Genomic DNA, 20,932 nt, shown 5'->3' on the forward strand with positions numbered 1-20,932 from the left:
GGCGAGCTTCGATGAAAGACTGGAGTGCCTTCGATGCGAAAGTCGCTGATCCCGCTGTGCCTGTCCGCCCTGACCCTGTTCTCGCTGCCGGCGCTCGCCGATGCCGACCATCCCCACGTGCGCCTGGAGACGAGCCAGGGGCCCATCGAGGTGGAGCTCGACACCCAGGCAGCGCCCAAGACGGTGGAGAACTTCCTGCGCTACGTCGATGAGGACTTCTACGCCGGCACGGTCTTCCACCGTGTCATGCAGGACTTCATGATCCAGGGTGGCGGCATGACGGCGGAACTCGAGCCCAAGCAGACCCACCCGCCGATCGCACTGGAGAAGAGCGGTCTCGACAATACCCGCGGCACCATCGCCATGGCGCGCACCGCCAACCCGGATTCCGCCACCAGCCAATTCTTCATCAACCTGGTCGACAACAGAGCGCTGAATTATCGCGATCTCTACAACCCGGGCTACACGGTGTTCGGTCATGTCGTGTCCGGCATGGACGTGGTCGACAAGATCGCCGAGACGCCCACCGGACGCCAGGGCCCGCATGCCGACGTGCCCAAGACCCCAATCACGATAACCGGCGCCGAGCGCCTGGACTGATCCCGGCGACGCCCCCCCGAGGCGCCGCTTTCCCGCCACGGCCCACGGGCATCACGGGCCCGACACGACGAAGCCCCGGCGTCACCACGCCGGGGCTTCGTCGCTCGAACGGCAGGCGAAGGCTCAACCGAAGGTCATGCCGAGACGGCGCCCCACCTCTTCGTAGGCCTCGATCACACCGCCTAGGCCCTGACGGAAGCGATCCTTGTCCAGCTTCTCGCGCGTCTCGGCGTCCCACAGTCGGCAACCATCCGGCGAGAACTCGTCGCCCAGCACGATCTCGCCCTCGAAGAGACCGAACTCGAGCTTGTAGTCCACCAGTAGCATGCCACCGTCGAGAAACAGCTGCTTGAGCACATCGTTGACCCGGAACGTCAGCGACTTCATGGTCGCCAGCTGCTCGGGCGTCGCCCAGCCGAACGTCTCCGCCAGCGACTCGTTGATCATCGGATCGCCCTTCTCGTCGTTCTTCAGAAACAGCTCGAAGGTCGGCGGGTTCAGGGCGATACCCTCCTCGACACCAAGACGGCGCACCAGACCACCGGCGGCCAGATTGCGCACCACGCACTCCACCGGGATCATCTCCATCTTCTTGACCACGCACTCGGTGTCCGACAGCAACTGCTCGAAATGCGTGGGGATGCCGGCCGCCTGGAGTTTCTCCATGATGAACGCGTTGAACTTGTTGTTGACCATTCCCTTGCGCTCGAGCGCCTCTTTCTTCTTGCCGTCGAAGGCGCTGGTATCGTCGCGGAAGTGCAGGACGAGCCGCTGCGGGTCGTCGCTCAGGTAGACCGACTTGGCCTTGCCGGCATAGAGAAGATCGCGTTTTTGCATGGAGCTGTCTCCGTCGCGGCCCCGTGGGGCAGCAGGTTCATGAAGAGGGTGTGTAGCGTGGTGTGGCGACGGGGTGGGCGGGAGCCAACGTTACGCCACCTGCTGCCAGTCGATACCCCGATCCTGGGTCGAGACCAGCAGACGCGATTCATCGCCGTCGAGCAATGGCACCAACGCCTCCAGTACCCGCTCGGGGTGGTTATTTTGCGCCGACAGGTGCGAGCAGACAATCCGCTGCAGCCGGTCGAGTCCCAGCCGCCGCAGCAGGTCCGACGCCTGAGCGTTGGCCAGATGTCCCCAGCGCCCGGCAACCCGTCGCTTGAGATGCGGCGGGTAAGGCCCCTCGGCCAGCATCCGCGGATCGTGATTGCACTCCAGGAACAGCGCATCGCAGCCGCTGAAGGCATCGACCACGTGGGATGTCGGGTGGCCTAGATCCGTCAGCACGCCAAGACGGCGACCGTGGGCGCGAAAGCAGAACTGGATCGGCTCGCGGGCATCGTGGGGCACGGTGACCGGGTCGATCTCCAGCCCGCCGATGGCGAAGCGTGCCTGCGGCACCAGAAGCTGGTGACAGGGTACGTCGCCGAGCTTGCCGGAGAGCCAACTGCCGGCACTGAGATAGACCGGCAACTGATGGCGCCGCGCCAACGCGCCGACTCCGGTGATATGGTCGCTGTGCTCGTGCGTGACCAGTATGGCGGCCAGTTGGCGAGGGTGGACGCCGAAACGGGCGAGGCGTTTTTCCGCCTCGCGCACGCCAAATCCGCAATCCACCAGAACCAGGGTCTCACCGTCGCTGACCAGGGTCGCGTTGCCCTTGCTACCACTGCCCAGCGAGGCGAAGCTGAGCCCAGGTTCGGGGCGCGGCCCCGGTAGAGCCCGCTGAGCGGGCATCGACGGCAGTGGCATCACCGCAGCGTGGACGCGATGGCATCCAGCAGCTCCCGGGCCGTGGCAGGCTCGACCGGCTGCCCATCGGCGCCGGCCACCGTCACCACGCTGTTGCCGGCGCTCGAGTCGAGCTGGAGACGATAGTGGCTGGGCTGCGGATCGCTGCCGAACCAGCTGAACCAGCCACCGTCATCCGCATCCTGCGGCAGGTAGTCGATGAAGAACTGGCCCGCGCTTCGGTTCTGGTCGGTCACCGTCAGGCGGTTGCTGTCGAAGCCATTCTGCAACTGATAGTAGAGTTCGGACCAGGCGCGCTCGCCATCCAGTGCCAGGTCGAGCTCCCAGTTGCCGCCGCGATTGCGCAGCTTCACGCGCTCGCTCTGATCGAGCGGCTGGGCGGCCAGCGAGACGCCGCTATCCGCGGTGTGGTTGCTGTCCAAGTAGGCCTTGATCGAGCTCAGGCACTGGGCGCTGCCGCCGATGTCGCAGCGGACCTCACTGGTGCCGCTACGCAGGCCCTGGCGCAGACTCACACTACCCTGCGCCGCCTCGATGCGACCGGCGGCGGCATTGATCGCCGTCGGGTTGACGCCGTGATCGACGGCGAAGCCCTGCAGCCGTGGCCATACGCTGGCCGGCGCGGCATCGACCAGAAGCCAGTGCTCGCTACCGGCCTGGCGCAGCTCGGCATAGGGCTGCTCGTCGCCCTGTCCCGATGCCAGCGGCTGCGGACGAGGCGCATCGTCGACGGCGTCCGACGTGGAGAAATCGCTGTCGGCCTGGGGCACGGGCATCGAATCCTGGTAACGCACCTGATTGCGCGAAGCCGGCAGCTCCAGCGGTTTGGCCATCTCCGCCGTCTGATACTCGGCATTGCGGTCGTAATAGTAACCGTCCTGGAAAAGTCCGCAGCCGGAGAGGGCCAGCGACGAGCACAACATCAGAGGCATCCATTTGAGGATGGGCTTCATGCATCCACCTTTGTTTGAAGCAATGGGCTGGTTGGCGATTCGAACCACGTCGGCAGATTTCACGTCGTCTCGATATTGGCGAGTTGCAGCGCTTCGCCGACGTTGCCGTGATAGCGCTCGGAAAGCCAGGTCAGCGGCAGCCGGATGCCGGTCTCGGCATATCCCATGCGATTGAGTGCCCACTTGACCGGAATCGGATTGGATTCGATACCGAGCGCCGTGTGCAGCGGCGCCAGGCGCGCGTTGATCTGGTGCGCCTTTTCGCGCTGGCCGCTGGTCGCCGCGACGCAGAGATCGTGCATCGACTTCGGCGCGACGTTGGCGGTGACCGAAATGTCGCCATGGCCGCCCATCAGCATGAAATCGCAGGCGGTGGCGTCGTCGCCGGAGTAGAGAGCGAAGCCGCTGCCCGCGAGGCGGTCGATCAACTCCTCGGCACGCTCCAGGTTGCCGGTGGCATCCTTCAGGCCGATGATCCGCTCGAGCTCCGCCAGCCGGAAAACCGTCTCGTTGTAGATATCCGAGCAGGTCCGTCCGGGAACGTTGTAGAGAATGATCGGCAGCTCGCTCGCCTCGGCGACCGCCTTGAAATGCTGATACAAGCCTTCCTGGGTCGGCTTGTTGTAATAAGGCGCCACCGAAAGACAGCAGTCGGCACCCACTTCACTGGCATAGCGGGCCAGTTCGACCGCTTCCGAGGTGTTGTTGGCTCCCGTGCCGGCGATGACGGGGATCCGGCCGTTGACCTCTTCGACCACCGTGCGGATGACATCGAAATGCTCGGCAAACGACATCGTGGTCGGCTCGCCGGTGGTACCAGCGGCAACGATGGCGTCCGTGCCGTGTTCGAGATGGAAATTGACCAGACGGCGCAGCGCCTCCCAATCGATCTCGCCACCGGCTTTCATCGGCGTCGCCATGGCAACGATACTGCCTGTGATCATCTTGCAGCTCTCTCTACTGTGACCGGATGGGCGGCCGGCCGCCTTGTCCAATCGATATCGAACGGCCGGAAACCGAATTGCCGGCCGGATGCACCCCGACACCCGAATCGCTGGCGTGCCCTGTGCAGGCCAGGCCAACGCGTTCCGGTCTCGGGCTCCAGCACGTCAGACATGATGTCGATGCGGTCGTGGCGCCTGCCCAGGCGCGATTTCACGCCCCCAGATGGTACTCAGGCAGCCCCAGCGTGTACAGCCGCCAGGCCGGCTGTCGCCGCGATCGGCGCGACTGCCGGCGCATCGCAAGGCCTCGGCTACCGAGCATTGACCGCCAGGATCGGCTATCGTTCGCCATTCACTTCCCGGTTTCGGAGCGCCTCATGACTCTCAGCGTTGGACAACCCGTAGAAGACTTCTCCGCCGAAGCGACCGGCGACACGCCCTTTCGGCTCGGCGACTATCGTGGAAAACAGGTGGTGATCTACTTCTACCCCAAGGACAGCACGCCCGGGTGCACCACGGAGGGCGGCGACTTCCGCGACAGGATCGGCGAGTTCGAGGCCGCCAACACGGTCGTCTTCGGCGTCTCGCGGGACGGTCTCAAGTCCCACGAGAACTTCAAGGCCAAGCAGGGTTTCCCGTTCGAGCTGATCTCGGATCGCGACGAGGCGATCTGCCGCCAGTTCGATGTGATCAAGCTCAAGAAGATGTACGGCAAGGAACACCTGGGCGTCGAGCGCAGCACCTTCCTGATTGACGCGGAAGGCAAGCTCGCCCGCGAATGGCGTGGCGTCAAGGTTCCCGGCCACGTCGACGAGGTGCTGGAAGCAGCGCGGGAGCTGAACGGCTGAACACAGCCATGGCGGCGATCAGCTCTCTTCCGTGATCACGGCCTGGTCCGACTCCCCGCGCGGCCAGGCCTGGACCAGCGCCTTGATCAGGGTTGCCAGCGGGATGGCGAAGAAGACGCCCCAGAATCCCCATAGCCCGCCGAAGAACAGCACCGCCAGGATGATCGAGACCGGGTGCAGGTTGACCGCTTCCGAGAACAGAATCGGCACCAGCACGTTGCCGTCGAGCGCCTGCAAGACGGCGTAAGCCACCAGCACGTAGAAGAACTGGTCGCCGACGCCAAAGTGGAAGCCGGCCACCGCCGCCACGGGCAGCGTCGCCAGCGCTGCGCCAATGTAGGGCACCAGCACCGACAGGCCCACGGTGAGGCCGAGCAGCGCCGAATAGGGCAACCCGAACGCCCAGAAGACGATGAACGCCACGCTGCCGACGATGATGATCTCGATCGTCTTGCCGCGCACGTAGTTGGCGATCTGGTCGTCCATCTCCTGCCAGATGCGAGTCATCAGGGTGCGCTTGCCGGGCAGCATCGACAGCATGAAGTCGACCAGCCGCTCGCGGTCCTTGAGCATGAAGAAGACCAGGATCGGCACCAGGACCAGATAGATGATCACGGCCATCAGGTTGCCCAGCGACGCCAGCGAGAACGTCAGTGCGCGCTGGCCAAGCTGCGACGCCTGGTGACCGGCCGTGGCGATCCAGCCCTGGACCTGATCCGGCGTGACGATGGTGGGGTATCTGGCCTGCATTTCACCCAGCCAGCGCTGGCTGCTGGCGAACATGTTGGGGGCCTCCCTCACCAGTTCGACCAGCTGGTTCCAGACCAGCGGCATCACGATCAGCGCCAACGCCAGCAGCGCGCCCACGAACAGCAGAAAGACCAGCCCCACCGCCAGCAGCCGAGGCAACCCCCGACGTTCCAGCCAGGCCACCACGCCTTGCAGCAGGAAGGCGACCACCAGCGCCGTAAAGAACGGGGCCAGCGCACCGCCGAGCCAGATGACGATGGCAAAGCCGCCGATCAGCAGCGCCAGCAGAACGATGGCCTCTTCGTCGGACAGGTATCGCTCGAACCAGTTACGCAGGATGCCCTTCAAACTCATGCTCGCGCCTCTCCATCGGCTTTACGCAGCCAGTAGTGATACACACCCGAATTCTCCTCGCGCCCGACCAACGTATGTCGGCTATGCTCGACGAAACTCTCGAAATCCCGCCACGAACCGGCATCCGTCGCGATCACTTCGAGCAATTCCCCGGCCTGCATGTCCGCCAGCGCCTGCTTGGCTTTCAGCAGCGGCAATGGGCAGTTCAGACCGGAGGCATCCAGTCGACGATCCGGCTGTTGAGACATGACATACCCCAGGTTGGTTGGAAAAGAGGCGCGCTCGCGCGACAGGCCCGGCATGACGGCTGTTGCAACGCCCGGCTTTTCTAGGCAACGTCTGCCACAAGCTGCGGTCGAACGCATGATAGCGCAGACCACCATCGGCCACCCCGGCTTCAGCCTGAATGAGGAACGAGATCGTCAGCATGAACCGTCAACGACTGACATCATTCCAGCGGCGCCTGCTGGCCGTTTCACTGCTCGCCGCGGGGCTGGCCGGCGCCTTGCCGCCCGCGCACGCTCAGCAAGGCTACCAGCTCCCGGATCTCGGCAGTACCAGCGCCGCCGTCACGTCCAATGACGAATATCGTCTGGGTCGGGCCTGGCTGCGTCAATTTCGTGCCCAGACCGATCCGTGGCAGGATCCGATCACGCAGACCTATGTGCGCTCGATGCTGGCCAAGCTGGTGCCCTACAGCGGCGTCAACGAGAACCTCGTGGTGACGATGGTCGACAGCCGCCTGCTCAACGCCTTCGCCGTACCGGGTGGCGTGGTCGGGGTCAACGCCGGTCTGTTCGCCACCGCGCCCGACGAGGACGAATTCGCCTCGGTGCTGGCGCACGAGCTGGGCCACCTGGCCCAGCGCCACTATGCCCGGCGCATGGAGCGGGTCGAGGAGACGCAGTTACCGACCATGGCGGCCATGCTGGCCGGGATGATCTTCGCGGCAGGTGGCGGCGGCGGCGCGGGTATCGCCGCGATGATGGGCTCTCAGGCGGCATTCATGCAGGATCAGCTCGCCTACTCCCGCCGGTTCGAACAGGAGGCCGATCGCGTCGGCCTCAGCGCCATGGCCAAGGCCGGGTACGACCCGCAGGCGATGCCGGAAATGTTCCGCACATTGCAGAAGCTCGCCGCGCTTCAAGGCGGCAATCCCCCCGAATTCCTGCTGACCCACCCGGTCACCGAATCGCGGATCAGCGACACCCAGGCCCGTGCCGACCAGTTGCCCTCCCCGCCCCACCGGGACGATCCGACCTACGCCATGATCCGCGGGCGAGCACTGTTGATGCTCAACCGGGATAACCCGACCCAGGCAATGACAATACTCGAGCAGGATGACCCGCCAGCGGCTGCCGTGCGTTACCTGCAAGCGCTCACCGATGCACAACAGGGGCGTCCCGACGCGGCGCTGAAGACGCTCGACGAGCTTGCCGGAGATTATCCCGACCTTTCGATGATCCCCGCCACCGCCGCCCAGGTCACCTACGACGCCGGGCGCCACCAGGACGCGCTGGCGAGAGCACGACACATCCTGCGGCTCTCTCCTGGCTATTATCCGGCACAGTGGGTGCAGGCGGAGGCGCTGGTGCAGACGGCGCCGACACAGGCGTTCGACGTGCTGCGAGACATGAGCGAGCAGTATCCGGAGGACCCCAACGTGTTCGGCCTGCTGTCCGAGGCGGCCGGCCGCACCGGCCGCGATGCCTGGGGCCAGCTGGCTCGCGCCGAGCAGCTCCAGCTCGAGGGTCGCATCGACACCGCCATTCGTCAGATCGACTCCGCCGAGGATGTCGCCAAACGGAGTGGCGACTACGCCATGGCCAGCCGCGTCGAGCAACGACGCAAGGATTTCCTCGGCTACCGGGAGACGATGCGGAGTTTCTGACCGCATGGCCTCAGGCTGGCACGCCGGCCTGCCCCTCGAGATGTGCCACGACCGCGTCGCAGAACACCATCGGATCGATCACCAATCTGCCGAGCGGTTTCGGCGCGGCGGCGTTCTGAGCGATCACGATGCCACGCGCCGGGTTGACGTAGATGAGCTGGCCGTGGATGCCCCTCGCGGCGAAGGCGCGATCCCGGCGCGACGATGGCGTCCACGCGGTCCACCACATGTAGCCGTATTCCAGCGAATCGCCGCCGGCGAGTGTCGTGGGGCGCGTGGCGGCGTCGATCCAGCCATCGGGTAGCAGAGATCGACCCTCGATCCTGCCGCCATCGAGCATGAACTGACCGAAGCGTGCGTAGTCTCTCAAGGTTGCCGCGATGCCACTGCCGCCGATCTCGACGCCGTCGGCGGACGCCAGCCACCAGCTGGCATCGCTCTCCATGCCGTAGGGCTGCCACAGTTTCTCCGAGAGATAGTCGGCCAGCGGTCGTCCAACGGCCTGCCGAACCAGTTCGGCGAGAATCTGCGTCTCGCCGGTGCTGTAGTTATGGCGCGTGCCCGGTTTGGCGGCACGAGGCAGTGCTGCCATCACCTTCATCGCCCCGCCCGGCTGCTGGGCGATCTGCGCCTTCAACAGCGCGCGACGATCGGATCGGGGGTCGGTATAGGTCTCGTTCCAGGCGACGCCGGACGCCATCATCAGCAGGTCGCGCAGGCTGACGCCCTGGTAGGCGCTTCCCGCCAGCAGCGGTACGTAATCGGTCACCTGTGCGGCCAGGCCTTCGCGGATCAGACCGTCCCGGATGGCCATGCCGGCCAGCGTCGAACAGACGGACTTGGCCACCGACATCGACATCCAGCGGGTATCGCGATGATTACCGCGCTGGTAGGTCTCATGGACGATGTCGCCGCGTCGTAGCACCAGCAGGCCGGTGACACTGTTCAACGCCAGGTAGTCGTAGAGATCGTAAGCCTCGCCGTTGATGCTGGCGACCACCCCATCGAGGCACGTCGGCGCCTGCCCGAGCGGACGCGGAGAAGCACCCGCGGCGATGATCCGCGAGGGAAACAAGCGGTCGATATTGCGGAAGGTATTCACCGCCAGATCGGGCGCCAGGCGGCCACTGTAGGCTTGCTCGATGTCACCGATCGGCTCGCCGGCATGACGGTAGATGGCGTCGGACCGGGACGGTTCGAGGCGAGTCGCATCGGCAGAACGGGCGAAATCTGGCTGGGACGGACGAGACGTCATGAGGGGGCTCCTTAGGGAATCCTCAATCAGTAACACAGCCACGCGAAGAGGTGCATCGATTTGTCGGCGAAGTGGGAAATCATCGAAATGGTGGGTCGTGTAGGATTCGAACCTACGACCAATTGGTTAAAAGCCAACTGCTCTACCAACTGAGCTAACGACCCGAGACGTGACACTGACAGCGGGCGCTGTGCAGTGCTGCCGAAACGGCGGGGGAGCGATCGATGGTGGGTCGTGTAGGATTCGAACCTACGACCAATTGGTTAAAAGCCAACTGCTCTACCAACTGAGCTAACGACCCATCGTGCGACCCGTCGGAAAGTGGTGGGTCGTGTAGGATTCGAACCTACGACCAATTGGTTAAAAGCCAACTGCTCTACCAACTGAGCTAACGACCCCTTCCGACTGGGCGCACATATTACTCATAAGCCTCGGAGCAGGCAAGCGTTTTTTCCCGCCCCGCGGCCGATGTCGCAACGCCGGAATCAGGAGTCCTGACGACGCGGGCGACGCGGTTTCTTCATCGCCGTCACCGGGCGACGCTTGTTCTTGTCGCGGCTCCAGCGGTTCTTCTCGTCCGGCGTCAGCTCGGGCACCTTGCGCGGTTCGAGGCCAGCCAGGTTCGACAGCTCGTCGATCTCGTCCTGGGTCATCTCGGTCCACTCGCCGGCCTTGGCCCGCTTGTCGAGGAAGATATTGCCGTAGCGGACTCGCTTCAACCGGCTCACGGTCAGGCCCTGGGACTCCCACAGCCGCCGCACCTCGCGGTTGCGACCTTCGAGGATCACGACGTGGAACCAGGTGTTGATGCCCTCGCCGCCGAACTCCTGGACATCGGAGAAGCGCGCCGGGCCATCCTCGAGCATCACGCCCTCGACCATGGCGACCACGTGTTCACGCTTCACTTCGCCCATGACGCGAACGGCATATTCACGTTCGATCTGGTGCGAGGGGTGCATCAGCCGGTTGGCCAGCTCCCCGTCGGTGGTGAACAGCAGCAGCCCGCTGGTGTTGATGTCGAGGCGGCCGATCGCGATCCAGCGCTCGCCCTTCAGTCGCGGCAGGCGTTCGAACACGGTCCGCCGCCCCTCCGGATCCTTGCGCGTGCACAGCTCGCCTTCCGGCTTGTTGTACATGATGACCCGGCGAGGCACCTCCTCGACGGCGCGCAGGTTGATGGCCCGGTCGTCGAGCGCCACGCGGTCGCGCGAGCCGACGCGGTCGCCCAGCTTGGCGACCTGGCCATTGACCTTGATCCGGCCGGCGCTGATCGCGGCTTCCATTTCGCGTCGCGAGCCATATCCGGCGCGCGCCAGCACTTTCTGCAGTTTCTCGGTGTTGGTATCCGTCATGATGCTTCATTGCCTCTTCGGCTAGTCGCCAGCTTCCGCCCGGGCTGTCGGCAGCCCGGCTCGAGGCGGCGACTGTCAGATGTCCGTGTCCGATCCATCGGGGTCCGAATCGGTGCCGCTACCCGGCACCTCCGATTCATCCCGACGTCTGCGGGCACGTTCGGCCAGTCGCGCCTCGAGCTCGGCAAAACTCAGCGACTCGCCGGGGGACGCCATCTCGGCGTGTTCGTCATTGTCGGAAGCAGGTTCCGACGTTACCGATGAATCTTCTCTGCCGGCCGTTGTGTCGTCGGAAGACGCGGTGTCATCCACGCCGGCTTCGGCATTGCTACCGTCCGCCTCGTCGGCGCCGGGACCGGCATCGGCAGCGACGCCGTCGGGCACATCGGCGAACGGCTGGTGCATGGCCGTTTCGAACGTCTCGAAGGACTTGAGTTCATGCATCGGCGGCAACGAATCCAGCGTCTGCAGCCCCAGGTCATCGAGAAACGCCCGGGTAGTCGCGTAGACCGCCGGCCGTCCCGGCACGTCGCGATGACCGACGACCCGGATCCAGCCCCGCTCCACCAGCGTGCGCATGATCGAACTGCTGACCGCCACGCCGCGCACTTCCTCGATGTCCCCGCGGGTGACCGGCTGGCGGTAGGCGATCAGCGCCAGGGTCTCGAGCAGCGCCCGCGAGTATCGCTGCGGTTTCTCGTCCCACAGCCGCGATACCCACGGCGAGTAGCGCTGACGGATCCTGACCTGATAACCCGAGGCGGACTCCTGCAACTCCAGCGCCCCGCCCGCCATCAACCGTTCGCCGAGCTTGTTCAGCGACTCGCGGATGGCGGCACGGGACGGCGGCTGCCCCGAACCGAGCGGGCCGTCGCCGAACAGCCCCTCGATCCGTTCCAGCGAGAGCGGCTCGCCGGCGGCCAGCAGTACCGCCTCCAGAATCTCGTCCAGCGCTGGGGTCACGTAAGGGTCGGTCAGACGGTTCATGCCCGGATCTCGCCGTCGCCGTTATCGGATGCCTCGATGCCGCTCGCCGGCGCGGACGTCCCGGTCTCGAAAGCCGGCTCGCCCGGGATATCGCCATCGTCGCCTGCGGCGCCGTCCTCGACCGCCAGCCTGGCCCGCAGGTGTATCGGCGAGAGCGGCGCATTCTGCACGATTTCGATCATCGACTCACGCGCTAATTCGAGAATCGCCATGAAGGTGACGATGACCCCGGCGCGGCCCTCGGAAAGGTCGAACAGTGCCTCGAACGGCGTGTAGCGATCCGCGTTCAGTCTGGCCATGATCGACAGCATCCGCTCGCGGGTCGAGAGGACCTCGCGACTGATCCGGTGGGTCTGGCGCAGATCGGCCCGCTTGAGCATGCCGCCGAGGGCCCCGAGCAGATCGTTCAGCGATACGTCGGGATGGACCACCCGCGGTTCGAGTTCCGGCAGCGCCGCCTGTGCCGGATACCAGTCGCGCCCCATGCGTGGCAGCGTGTCGAGCTCCTCGGCGGAGAGCTTGAGCTGTTCGTACTCCTGCAGCCGCCGGCTCAGCTCGGCGCGCGGGTCGGCTTCCTCGTCGTCTTCGTCGCCCTTGGGCGGCCGCGGCAACAGCGTGCGCGACTTGATCTCGGCGAGCATCGCGGCCATCACCAGATACTCGCCGGCCAGGTCGATCTCCATCGCCTGCATCAGATCCACGTACTCGACGTACTGGTGGGTGATGGCGGCGACGTTGATCGCCAGGATATCGAGATTCTGCCGCCGGATCAGATAGAGCAGCAGGTCGAGCGGCCCCTCGAAGGTCTCGAGGAAGACCTTGAGCGCTTCCGGCGGGATATAGAGATCCTGCGGCAGCTCGGTCAGGCGTTCGCCGTTGACCCGGACCACGAAGTCGAGTGGCAACTGCCCTGATGGCGACGCCTCGGCGGCATCGGGCTGTTCGGATTCGATCACGCTCACGCCGCCTCCCGGATCGCTGATGGATAGTGACCGCAGTCTAACAAGGCAGGCGACGCTGGCCTATCGGCACGAAGTCGACGGTTCGGCGATGGCCACACCGCTCCGGCCAAGTATCAAGCGGGCTGGCGCGAAAAACGCCGGTAGGTGAAGTCGTCGTCTCGCTTCGAATCGACGATCGCCAGCGTCTGGATCTCGTCATGATAGGGCGAGCGCTCGCAGACCGGGTCCATCTGGGTGGCGTCACCGGTCAACATCAAGGCCTGGCAGCGGCAGCCGCCCCAGTCGATCTCGCGCCGCTCGCAGCTCTGGCACGCGTCCGGCATCCAGTCGGTACCGCGATAGGCGTTGAAGGCGGGGCTATGCTGCCAGATATCCCCAAGAGAATGTTCGTTCACGTTCCAGAACGCGAGGCCGGGGATCGTCTCGGCGGCGTGGCACGGCAGCACCTTGCCCGCGGGCGTCACATTGAGTGACTGGCGCCCCCAGCCGTTCATGCACGGCTTGGGCAGCCGCGCATAGTAATCCGGCACCACGGCGTCGATCACCAACTTGCCCTTGAGCCGCTCGCGGGCCGCTTCCACCAGATCGAGCGCTTCCATCACCTGTTCCCGCGGCGGCATCAGCGCGCCACGGTTCTGAAGCGCCCAGCCGTAATACTGCGCGTGCGCGATCTCGAGGCGCCGCGCGCCCAGTTCCAGTGCCAGTTCGACCAGATCGGGGATCTGACGCAGGTTGGCACGATGGATCACGCTGTTGAGCGTCAACGGCAGCCCGACGTCGGTCACCTCGGCGGCAAAGGCCAGCTTCTTGTCGAAGGCGCCGGGAAGGTTGGCGATATGATCGTTGACCTCCGCCGTCGCACCCTGCACCGAGAGCTGGACGTGATCGAGCCCGGCGTCTGCCAGCGCTTCGAGACGCGCGCGACCGATATTGACGCCGGCGGTGATCAGATTGGAATAGAGGCCATGTTCGGCACAGCTCGCCACCAGCGCTTCCAGATCCTGGCGCAACGCCGGCTCGCCGCCGGAAAGATGCACCTGCAGCACGCCGAGCTCGGCCGCCTCGGCAAAGACTCGCTGCCAGGTCTCGGTCTCGAGCTCCTCGCGTTTGCGGGTCAGTTCGACCGGGTTGGAGCAGTACGGGCACTGCAGCGGGCAGCGGTGGGTTAGCTCCGCCAGCATGCCGATAGGCGCCGGCGGCATCGGGGGCGACTGGTGCGCTTCCGGCCGGGTATTCATGTCACTTCCAGAACGTTCTTGGTGATCAGGTCGGCGAGCATGCGGCGCACGTCGCCGAGAATGCGCTCCCGCGGTGCGGCAAAAGCCTGCGCCAGATCGTCGACGATGGCGGCGATATCGCGCTCGCCGTCGACACGCATCAGTACCTGCTGGGCGATGGGATCGAGCTGGAACACCCGCTCCGGCGCCAGCAGCACCCAGCCACCGCGGGTCTTGTCCTCGCGCAGCCGCACGCCACGCGGGATCTTGACCACGTCGGACTCGTGAAGACCGGGCACGCCGCCGGCGTCGCCATTGCTATCGGTATCGGCACTCACCGAGCAAGCCCCCCGTGGTCATTCAGGCCGTCGCCCTCGATCTCCTGCCCTTCGACACCACTGCCCCAGGCGCCCGGCGGCACCTGGCCCGAGCCCTCCGAGCCGGAGCCCACGTAGGCGTGCTGGAGCGCATCGAGCATTGCCCACAGCACGCTGCACTTGAAGCGCAGTGCATCGATCACCGCTTGCTGCTGATCGGCACGCACCGCGTGGCGCTTGACGTAGTCCAGCGCCATCTCGGCATCCCGCGGCGCCTGGGTCAGCCGCGGCTCGAAGTAGGCAAGCGTCTCGCGGGAGACGAAATCGTAGTGTTCGAGCATGCCGCGCACGCGCTGGCCGATCACCATCGGCGAGAACAGCTCGGTCAGCGACGAGGCGATCGCTTCCAGCAGCGTCCGGTCGCGCACGAAGTGGGTATAGGCCTCGACGGCAAAGCGCGTCGCCGGGAGGATGCCGCGGGTCGAGACGACCAGTTCCCGCGACAGCCCGAGACCATCGGTCAGCTTCAGCCAGCGCTCGATGCCACCCTCGCCCGGCGCTTCGCCGTCATGGTCGACCAGTCGCGAGCGCCAGGTTCGACGCAGCTCGGGATCGTCGAGCCTCGCCATCAGCGAGGCATCCTTGATCGGGATCATCGCCTGGTAGTAGTAGCGGTTGAGCGCCCAGGCCTGGACCTGGCGCTTGTCGAGCTCGCCGTTCTGCAGCATCAGCTGGAACGGATGACGATGGTGATAGCGCGTCTCGCCCACCTCGCGCAGGCGGGCTTCCAGCGCCTCCACGCTCAGCGGCTCGACGAGATCCGGATGATTCTCGAAAGAGAGGCTCAACAGCTCAGCTCCATGCCGTCATGGGCGATCTCCCAGCCGGCGCCCTCGGCGGCCTGGCGCTCGGGAGAGCCCGCGATCAACACCGGGTTGGTGTTGTTGATGTGAACGAAGACACGCTGGCCCAGCGAGAGGTCGGCCAGCGCGGCGATGCTGCCATCTTCCCCGGACATCGACATGTGGCCCATGCGTTGGCCCGTCTTGTGGCCGACGCCCGCCCGCACCATTTCGTCGTCGCGCCACAGCGTGCCGTCGAACAGCAGCAGGTCGGCACCATCGAGGCGCGCGGCGAGTGCCGGGGTCATCGCCGCACAGCCGGGAATGTAGAAGGCCCGCTTGTCGCCACTGGTCAACTCGACGCCTACGGTGCTCTCGTCTTCGACGCCGATCTCGACCTGGTCGCCCTCGAGATAGAGCGCGGTCTTGCCGGGCACCGCGAACAGCCGCGCTTGCAGACCTTCGAGCAGGGCAAACGGCCGGCCCAGGACGATCGATTCACGACTGACGTAGTCTGGGTTCAGCACCTCGAAGATCGGACTGCCGCGCAGCACATCCTGAATTATCGGCGTTGCCAGCAGCCGGAACGGCGAGCTCTCGCGCAGGTTGAGCAGGCCGCCGATATGATCGACATCGGCATTGGTCAGCAGCACGCTGGCGATCGGCGTATGCCGACGACCCTCGCGCGGATGCAGTGCCGGCGTCTGTTGGATCTGCTTGAGAATATCGGGCGCGCAGTTGATCAGCGCCCAGTTCTCGCCGTCGACACTGACGGCGATCGAGGATTGGGTGCGTGGCGAGACGCGTGGATCCCCTTTCCAGGCCAGGCGGCAGACATCGCAGCGGCAGTTCCACTGAGGCGAACCGCCACCGGCGGCCGCCCCCAGTACACGCAGCTGCAGCACAGCGCCGCCGCGCGGGTCTCGCTGCGGGATCAAAACTCAGCGGGCATGTAGTCGTTGATTTCCATGCCGACGCAGATTTCCTTCACTTCAGGGGTCGTCCAGCTCATGGGGAGCTCCTTGGCTTTCGGGTTGGGGTAAACGCTCGAACGAGCGCCACTTCATTCTAGTCAAAGGTCGCGATTGGCCCAATGACTTTATTAGCAAGAAAACAATTTCATCCTTCGGCGGCGGCCGTGTCCGCCGTGCGATAACGCCCGACATAGTCGAACAACTTCTCGTCGACCCGCCAATGACGTCCGGTCTTGCGACCGATGACGAAGTCCGGCGCGCGCAGGCGTGCCGCTTGCTCGGCGGCCTCCTCGGCCGAACGAGGTTGCCAGCCGCTACCCGGTGCACGTAGATGCCGGCGCAGAAAGACGCGTTCGAACACATGCCGCTGCCCCGGCGTGTCGAGTCCGAACCACTCGTCCAGGGTGTCGCCGTCCTCATCGTGATAGGTCACCTTGAGCCGTGGCACGCCGCGCCCGTTGGTGGTCGCCGTCAGTTGCATGCCACCGACCCGCAGAACCTTGGCGTGACGCAGCTTGAGCGCATCGCGCAGCTTGTCGTCGGGGTCGACCAGTCGCTCGCCACACTGCCCGCACACGCGGGCGGCGATGTCGTTCTCGCCGCCGCACTGCTCGCACACCTTGAAGCGGAAGCGGAAGGTGCACTGGCTTTTCATCGCACCCGACCCCGCGCTCTCGCTTGCATTGGCGCCCGACCCCGCGCCGACAGCCGATTCTCTCGTCGATTTTGGCTCTGCGCCTTTCGCGCGGCTTTGGGCGCGATAAACGAGCCCCTGGCAGCGCCGACCATGGTGCTCGATCACGACCTCACCGTCGCGCTTGCCCCAGAAGGTATTGGCAAAACCGCACTCGGGACACTCGACCTGCACCGGCTCACTCTCGCCGTCCGGGCGTGCCTGGGCGATCTCCGGGGCGTAGAGTTCCCAGGGGTTGCCGGCATAGTCGAGGATCAGGCAGTCGGTCTTGCCCGGCGAGAGCCGCAGGCCGCGACCGACGATCTGCTGATAGAGCCCCACGGATTCGGTCGGGCGCAGAATGGCGATCACGTCCACGTGCGGCGCATCGAAGCCGGTCGTCAGCACCGCCACATTGACCAGGTACTTGAGCTCGCGGGCCTTGAAAGCCGCAATCAATCGCTCTCGCTCCGGCCCCGGCGTCGCCCCGGTCACCAGCGCGCTCTCCTCCCCAGGCAGCAGCCCCAGCACTTCCTCGGCGTGGGCGACGGTGGCGGCGAAGATCATCACGCCCTGCCGATCGCGGGCACGCTCGATCACGTCATCAACGATCCGTGGCGTAGCACGATTGCCTCGAACCACGCCGTCGAGATCACGTTCGGCGAACTGACCATTGCGCTGTGGCGTCAGCCGGGAGAAGTCGTAGAACGCCAGGGCGCCATCGATGCGCCTGGGCTCGGCGAGGTAGCCCTGACGCACCATCACCCGTAGCGGCTGCTCGAATACGCAGTCGCGGAAGAAGGCATCCTCCGGCCCCTTCACCATGCCGTGGTAGTGGCGGTGGTAGAGAAAACCCTCGCCGAGCCGATAGGGCGTTGCCGTCAGTCCCAGCACCTTGAGGTTGGGCCGCGCCTCGCGCAGCCGCGCGATCACCCTCTCGTAGGTCGAGACGCTGCGCCGACGGTCATCCTCGGTGTTGCCGGCACCGCGAGCCAGCGCCTCTTTTGAAATCGACAGGCGGTGACACTCATCGATCACCAGCAGCGTGAACTCGCCACTGGTGAAATCGTCCAGCCCGTTGACCACCGACTGCACCGAGCCGAACACCACCTGGAGCTCACTCTCCTTGCGCTTGAGGCCGGCGCTGTAGATGTCCGCCTCCAGGCCGTAAGCGAGGTACTTGGCATGATTCTGCTCGACCAGCTCGCGCACATGGGCCAGCACCAGCACGCGGCCGCGAGCGAGCCTGGCCAGTTCGGCGATGACCAGGGACTTGCCGCTACCGGTGGGCAACACGACCACCGCCGGATCGTCGCTAAGCCGGAAGTGTTCGATGACGTTATCGACGGCCTGGCGCTGATAGGGGCGGAGTCGAGGGGCGGCGTAGGTGACGGAGGATCTGGGCATGAGCGGCATGGTACTCAGGTCTCGCGGCCGGGGAAACGGTCCGGCCAAGGCGTGACCACCCCTCTTTGAGCGCAGCGCTCAACGACATCCCCCGCGACCACTACATCTTTAGTTGAATTGCCAATAATGATTGGTTCGATCAAATTAACTACCGTTCCAATCATCATATGCCCTGCATGAGTCGACGCGCGGCGTGAAGCACGACGCGCCAGAGGCTCAGAAACCGGAGCCTGAGCGGTACAGGCGAGAATTCCGTCCGGGCTGGCGTGCCAGCACCGCACAACGAAGCGACCTTCCCGCCCAGGCATTTATGCAGCGCTTCCCCAGCGAACCACTCGCCACGCATGGCGCACGGGAGTCAACCCCATGAAACTGCTCGCCACGATCCAGAAGGTCCCCGGAGGCCTGATGGTGGTCCCCCTCATCTTTGGCGCCGCGCTCAATACCATCGATCAGCTCCACCTGCCCTGGATCACCGCGATCCTGCAGTGGCTGGGTGCGGGGCAGACCGACAGCGGCCAGTACGAATTCCTGCGCATCGGCGGTTTTTCCCAGGAGCTGTTCAAGGATGGGGCGCTAGTGCTGATTGCGCTGTTCCTGTTCTGCTCCGGTAGCCAGATGAACCTGCGCGTGGGCGGCAAGGCGCTCAAGAAAGGCGCTCTGCTGGTCACCGCCAAATATCTGACCGGCCTGGCGGTAGGTGTGGGTCTGGGCCTGATGTTCGATCCGATCGATGGCCTGCTGGGTCTTTCGACGGTGGCGATCATTGCCGCCATGACCAACGGCAACGGCGGCATGTACGCGGCACTCACCAGCCAGTACGGCAACCGCTCCGACACCGGCGCGGTGGCGATCCTGTCACTCAACGATGGCCCGTTCTTCACGCTGATGTCGCTGGGCCTGCTGGGCTCCCAGTTCCCGGTGATCGCCTTCATCGCCGTACTGCTGCCGATCGCGCTGGGGATGCTGCTGGGCAATCTCGATCGCGACATTCGCACTTTTCTCAAGCCCGGCGAGATCCTGCCGGTGCCGTTCTTTGCCTTTGCCCTGGGCGCCAACATGAACCTGGCGGCCTTCTTCAATCCCGAGGTCGTGGGGGCCGGCCTGCTGCTGGGCGTCATGACGACGATACTGACTGGTGGCGCCGGTATCCTGGTCTTCCGGCTGTTCCGCGAGCCCAGTGTCATCGCCCCGGTGTCGGAAGCGACCACGGCCGGCAACGCTGCCGGAACGCCGGCCGCCATCGCCGCCGCGGCAGCGGTGGCCGCCAACTCGGGCATGATGAGCGCGGCCGAGGCGCAGAGCTATCATGACCTGGTCAACATCGCCACGTCGCAAATCTCGATCGCCACGCTGACGACCGCCATCCTCGGGCCGATCGCCGTGATGCTGGTCGACCGCTGGCAGAAGAGACGCGGTATCGATGGCACCCTCGAGGACGAGCCCCACCTTCGTGCCGGCGACGAGCTGAGCACGGCGCGCGACGGTTGAGCGACGTCACGTCGATATCGTGGCATGCTGAAAACCACGCGATTCCCCGGCGGCGCGCCAGCGCCGTCAACCTGGAGCCCTCATGAAAACCTCTCTGCTCTACGGCAAGGGTGAGCTGGCACTCGACTTGCCGGACGACGCTTTCGTCGTCGAACCGCCGACACAACACGCCATGACGGATCCCGAGGCCGGGGTACGCGAAGCGCTGGACTCGCCGATCGGCACGCCCCCGCTAAAGGAGATGGTCAAGGCCAGCGATACGGTCGCCATCGTGATCAGCGATATCACCCGGCCCACGCCCAACCACCTGCTGGTGCCGCTGCTGATCGAAGCGCTCGATCACGTGCCGCACGAGAATTTCGTCATCATCAACGGCACCGGGACCCACCGCGACCAGACGGTCGAGGAGCTCCGCGGCATGCTGGGCGACTGGGTGGTGGACCACATCGAGATCATCAATAACCACTGCGACAACTACGACGAACTGGTCAACGTCGGCGACAACAGTTTCGGCTGCCCGTCGTGGCTCAACCGGCGCTGGGTCGAGGCCGATTTTCGCATCGTCACCGGCTTCATCGAACCGCACTTCTTTGCCGGCTTCTCCGGCGGCCCCAAGGGCGTGATGCCGGGCATCGCCGGTCTCGAAACGATCATGACCTTCCATAATGCCCGCATGATCGGCGACCCGCGGTCGACCTGGGGCAACATGGACGATAACCCGCTGCAGGCGATGACCCGCGAGATCAACGCGCTGTGCCCGCCGCATTTCATGCTCAACGTCACGCTCAACCGCGACAAGGCGATCACCCGGGTGTTCGCCGGCGACCTGACCGAGGCGCACCGTCAGGGCTGCGAGCACGAACTCGAACACGCGATGGTGAAGGCCGATCGGCGCTTCGACGTCGTGATCACCGGCAACTCCGGCTATCCGCTGGACCAGAACCTCTATCAGGCGGTCAAGGGAATGAGCGCCGCGCACAAGATCGTCAAGCGCGGCGGCACCATCCTGATGGCCTGCGAGTGCTCGGACGGCATTCCCGATCACGGCAAGTTCGCCGAGATCCTGGCCATGGCCGATTCGCCCCAGGCCCTGCTCGAGATGATCGAGGAGCCGGGGTTCGCCATGCTCGATCAGTGGCAGGTTCAAAAGCAGGCGGTCATCCAGAGTTGGGCCGACGTCATGCTCTACTCGACGCTGAGCGATGCCCAGGCGCGCGCCGCCTTGATGGAACCGGTCCACGATATCGCCGAGACGCTGCAGACGTTGAAGGCGCGTTACGGCGAGGAAATGACCATTGCCGTGATGCCGCTGGGGCCGCTGACCGTGCCCTATGTCGATGATTGAGCATCGACCACCATCTAAAGG

The 20,932-nt window shown here is 65.2% G+C and carries 21 protein-coding genes and 3 tRNA genes; 5 read left to right on the forward strand and 19 right to left on the reverse strand.

The features are described 5' to 3' along the window. The first annotated feature begins 33 nt into the window (after positions 1–33). On the forward strand, positions 34–600 hold the full coding sequence (locus DOM54_RS03200) for a peptidylprolyl isomerase (protein ID WP_110714941.1): 567 nt from the start codon (positions 34–36) through the stop codon (positions 598–600). 123 nt (positions 601–723) lie between these two features. On the opposite strand, the gene purC is transcribed toward DOM54_RS03200, so the two are convergent. The 4 genes from purC to dapA all read right to left on the reverse strand — a co-directional run bounded on the left by purC (position 724) and on the right by dapA (position 4,246). Continuing rightward, positions 724–1,437, reverse strand: coding sequence for a phosphoribosylaminoimidazolesuccinocarboxamide synthase (gene purC, locus DOM54_RS03205; protein WP_110714942.1), 714 nt, complete (start codon positions 1,435–1,437; stop codon positions 724–726). A 90-nt stretch (positions 1,438–1,527) separates the two neighbouring features. Continuing rightward, positions 1,528–2,349 carry an MBL fold metallo-hydrolase gene (locus tag DOM54_RS03210; protein ID WP_240613741.1) on the reverse strand — a complete coding sequence of 274 codons (822 nt, stop codon included), beginning with the start codon at positions 2,347–2,349 and terminating at the stop codon, positions 1,528–1,530. Then, positions 2,349–3,302 carry an outer membrane protein assembly factor BamC gene (bamC, locus tag DOM54_RS03215; RefSeq protein WP_110714943.1) on the reverse strand — a complete coding sequence of 318 codons (954 nt, stop codon included), beginning with the start codon at positions 3,300–3,302 and terminating at the stop codon, positions 2,349–2,351. The genes DOM54_RS03210 and bamC overlap by 1 nt, the downstream gene beginning before the upstream one ends. A 59-nt stretch (positions 3,303–3,361) precedes the next feature. Further along, complete coding sequence (gene dapA / locus DOM54_RS03220; protein ID WP_110714944.1) at positions 3,362–4,246, reverse strand: 4-hydroxy-tetrahydrodipicolinate synthase; 885 nt, start codon at positions 4,244–4,246, stop codon at positions 3,362–3,364. Between the two features lie 377 nt (positions 4,247–4,623). On the opposite strand from dapA, the gene DOM54_RS03225 reads away from it, so the two are divergent. After that, positions 4,624–5,094 (forward strand): peroxiredoxin, encoded by a 471-nt coding sequence (locus DOM54_RS03225; protein WP_110714945.1) that lies wholly within the window; start codon positions 4,624–4,626, stop codon positions 5,092–5,094. A gap of 18 nt (positions 5,095–5,112) precedes the next feature. On the opposite strand, the gene DOM54_RS03230 is transcribed toward DOM54_RS03225, so the two are convergent. Together DOM54_RS03230 and DOM54_RS03235 are read right to left on the reverse strand one after the other, a co-directional pair. Beyond that, complete coding sequence (locus tag DOM54_RS03230) at positions 5,113–6,198, reverse strand: AI-2E family transporter (protein ID WP_110714946.1); 1,086 nt, start codon at positions 6,196–6,198, stop codon at positions 5,113–5,115. Beyond that, entirely contained in the window at positions 6,195–6,563 is a 369-nt protein-coding gene (locus tag DOM54_RS03235) for a sulfurtransferase TusA family protein (RefSeq protein ID WP_338067004.1), read from the reverse strand. The genes DOM54_RS03230 and DOM54_RS03235 overlap by 4 nt, the downstream gene beginning before the upstream one ends. Before the next feature lie 62 nt (positions 6,564–6,625). Here DOM54_RS03235 and DOM54_RS03240 point away from each other — a divergent pair, with 62 nt between their 5' ends. Next, on the forward strand, positions 6,626–8,089 hold the full coding sequence (locus DOM54_RS03240) for a M48 family metalloprotease (RefSeq protein ID WP_110714947.1): 1,464 nt from the start codon (positions 6,626–6,628) through the stop codon (positions 8,087–8,089). A gap of 10 nt (positions 8,090–8,099) precedes the next feature. Here the strand turns inward: DOM54_RS03240 and DOM54_RS03245 are convergent, their stop codons facing one another. From DOM54_RS03245 to DOM54_RS03305, 13 genes are all read right to left on the reverse strand, one after another. Continuing rightward, positions 8,100–9,344 carry a serine hydrolase domain-containing protein gene (locus DOM54_RS03245; RefSeq protein WP_110714948.1) on the reverse strand — a complete coding sequence of 415 codons (1,245 nt, stop codon included), beginning with the start codon at positions 9,342–9,344 and terminating at the stop codon, positions 8,100–8,102. An 88-nt stretch (positions 9,345–9,432) separates the two neighbouring features. After that, positions 9,433–9,508, reverse strand: a tRNA-Lys gene (locus tag DOM54_RS03250). 61 nt (positions 9,509–9,569) lie between these two features. Next, positions 9,570–9,645: transfer RNA gene (locus DOM54_RS03255), tRNA-Lys, on the reverse strand. A gap of 21 nt (positions 9,646–9,666) precedes the next feature. Further along, a tRNA-Lys gene (locus tag DOM54_RS03260) sits at positions 9,667–9,742 on the reverse strand. 87 nt (positions 9,743–9,829) lie between these two features. Continuing rightward, positions 9,830–10,696 carry a 23S rRNA pseudouridine(2605) synthase RluB gene (gene rluB / locus DOM54_RS03265; protein ID WP_110714949.1) on the reverse strand — a complete coding sequence of 289 codons (867 nt, stop codon included), beginning with the start codon at positions 10,694–10,696 and terminating at the stop codon, positions 9,830–9,832. A 75-nt stretch (positions 10,697–10,771) separates the two neighbouring features. Continuing rightward, positions 10,772–11,683: an SMC-Scp complex subunit ScpB gene (gene scpB, locus DOM54_RS03270; protein ID WP_110714950.1), complete on the reverse strand. Its 912-nt coding sequence runs from the start codon at positions 11,681–11,683 to the stop codon at positions 10,772–10,774. Further along, entirely contained in the window at positions 11,680–12,645 is a 966-nt protein-coding gene (locus DOM54_RS03275; protein WP_110714951.1) for a segregation and condensation protein A, read from the reverse strand. Before DOM54_RS03275 ends, scpB begins: the two co-directional genes overlap by 4 nt. A 113-nt stretch (positions 12,646–12,758) precedes the next feature. Continuing rightward, complete coding sequence (gene pqqE, locus DOM54_RS03280) at positions 12,759–13,883, reverse strand: pyrroloquinoline quinone biosynthesis protein PqqE (protein ID WP_110714952.1); 1,125 nt, start codon at positions 13,881–13,883, stop codon at positions 12,759–12,761. After that, positions 13,880–14,200 carry a pyrroloquinoline quinone biosynthesis peptide chaperone PqqD gene (gene pqqD, locus DOM54_RS03285; protein WP_240613742.1) on the reverse strand — a complete coding sequence of 107 codons (321 nt, stop codon included), beginning with the start codon at positions 14,198–14,200 and terminating at the stop codon, positions 13,880–13,882. Before pqqD ends, pqqE begins: the two co-directional genes overlap by 4 nt. Continuing rightward, positions 14,197–15,027 carry a pyrroloquinoline-quinone synthase PqqC gene (gene pqqC, locus DOM54_RS03290; protein ID WP_110714953.1) on the reverse strand — a complete coding sequence of 277 codons (831 nt, stop codon included), beginning with the start codon at positions 15,025–15,027 and terminating at the stop codon, positions 14,197–14,199. Before pqqC ends, pqqD begins: the two co-directional genes overlap by 4 nt. Further along, entirely contained in the window at positions 15,024–15,926 is a 903-nt protein-coding gene (pqqB, locus tag DOM54_RS03295; RefSeq protein WP_240613743.1) for a pyrroloquinoline quinone biosynthesis protein PqqB, read from the reverse strand. The genes pqqC and pqqB overlap by 4 nt, the downstream gene beginning before the upstream one ends. Before the next feature lie 29 nt (positions 15,927–15,955). Continuing rightward, positions 15,956–16,033: a pyrroloquinoline quinone precursor peptide PqqA gene (pqqA, locus tag DOM54_RS20560; RefSeq protein WP_075569317.1), complete on the reverse strand. Its 78-nt coding sequence runs from the start codon at positions 16,031–16,033 to the stop codon at positions 15,956–15,958. 107 nt (positions 16,034–16,140) lie between these two features. Continuing rightward, positions 16,141–18,075, reverse strand: coding sequence for a DEAD/DEAH box helicase (locus DOM54_RS03305; protein ID WP_110715116.1), 1,935 nt, complete (start codon positions 18,073–18,075; stop codon positions 16,141–16,143). Positions 18,076–18,441: 366 nt separating this feature from the next. On the opposite strand from DOM54_RS03305, the gene DOM54_RS03310 reads away from it, so the two are divergent. Next, positions 18,442–19,566, forward strand: coding sequence for a 2-keto-3-deoxygluconate permease (locus tag DOM54_RS03310; RefSeq protein ID WP_110714954.1), 1,125 nt, complete (start codon positions 18,442–18,444; stop codon positions 19,564–19,566). 82 nt (positions 19,567–19,648) lie between these two features. Further along, positions 19,649–20,911, forward strand: a complete 1,263-nt coding sequence (gene larA, locus DOM54_RS03315) for a nickel-dependent lactate racemase (protein ID WP_110714955.1) — start codon at positions 19,649–19,651, stop codon at positions 20,909–20,911. The last annotated feature ends 21 nt before the right edge of the window (positions 20,912–20,932 follow it).

The organism is Salinicola acroporae (genome assembly GCF_003206615.1).
In the GTDB taxonomy this organism is placed as follows: domain Bacteria; phylum Pseudomonadota; class Gammaproteobacteria; order Pseudomonadales; family Halomonadaceae; genus Salinicola; species Salinicola acroporae.

What these genes read in the sequence shown, in the direction of transcription:
- pqqE (WP_110714952.1), bottom strand. Translation starts at nt 13,883, where the DNA reads ATGAATACCCGGCCGGAAGCGCACCAGTCGCCCCCGATGCCGCCGGCG.
- DOM54_RS03240 (WP_110714947.1), top strand. Translation starts at nt 6,626, where the DNA reads ATGAACCGTCAACGACTGACATCATTCCAGCGGCGCCTGCTGGCCGTT.
- DOM54_RS03200 (WP_110714941.1), top strand. Translation starts at nt 34, where the DNA reads ATGCGAAAGTCGCTGATCCCGCTGTGCCTGTCCGCCCTGACCCTGTTC.
- scpB (WP_110714950.1), bottom strand. Translation starts at nt 11,683, where the DNA reads ATGAACCGTCTGACCGACCCTTACGTGACCCCAGCGCTGGACGAGATT.
- DOM54_RS03235 (WP_338067004.1), bottom strand. Translation starts at nt 6,563, where the DNA reads ATGCGTTCGACCGCAGCTTGTGGCAGACGTTGCCTAGAAAAGCCGGGC.
- larA (WP_110714955.1), top strand. Translation starts at nt 19,649, where the DNA reads ATGAAAACCTCTCTGCTCTACGGCAAGGGTGAGCTGGCACTCGACTTG.
- purC (WP_110714942.1), bottom strand. Translation starts at nt 1,437, where the DNA reads ATGCAAAAACGCGATCTTCTCTATGCCGGCAAGGCCAAGTCGGTCTAC.
- DOM54_RS03230 (WP_110714946.1), bottom strand. Translation starts at nt 6,198, where the DNA reads ATGAGTTTGAAGGGCATCCTGCGTAACTGGTTCGAGCGATACCTGTCC.
- dapA (WP_110714944.1), bottom strand. Translation starts at nt 4,246, where the DNA reads ATGATCACAGGCAGTATCGTTGCCATGGCGACGCCGATGAAAGCCGGT.
- DOM54_RS03310 (WP_110714954.1), top strand. Translation starts at nt 18,442, where the DNA reads ATGAAACTGCTCGCCACGATCCAGAAGGTCCCCGGAGGCCTGATGGTG.
- bamC (WP_110714943.1), bottom strand. Translation starts at nt 3,302, where the DNA reads ATGAAGCCCATCCTCAAATGGATGCCTCTGATGTTGTGCTCGTCGCTG.
- pqqA (WP_075569317.1), bottom strand. Translation starts at nt 16,033, where the DNA reads ATGAGCTGGACGACCCCTGAAGTGAAGGAAATCTGCGTCGGCATGGAA.
- DOM54_RS03245 (WP_110714948.1), bottom strand. Translation starts at nt 9,344, where the DNA reads ATGACGTCTCGTCCGTCCCAGCCAGATTTCGCCCGTTCTGCCGATGCG.
- DOM54_RS03305 (WP_110715116.1), bottom strand. Translation starts at nt 18,075, where the DNA reads ATGCCCAGATCCTCCGTCACCTACGCCGCCCCTCGACTCCGCCCCTAT.
- rluB (WP_110714949.1), bottom strand. Translation starts at nt 10,696, where the DNA reads ATGACGGATACCAACACCGAGAAACTGCAGAAAGTGCTGGCGCGCGCC.
- DOM54_RS03210 (WP_240613741.1), bottom strand. Translation starts at nt 2,349, where the DNA reads ATGCCACTGCCGTCGATGCCCGCTCAGCGGGCTCTACCGGGGCCGCGC.
- DOM54_RS03225 (WP_110714945.1), top strand. Translation starts at nt 4,624, where the DNA reads ATGACTCTCAGCGTTGGACAACCCGTAGAAGACTTCTCCGCCGAAGCG.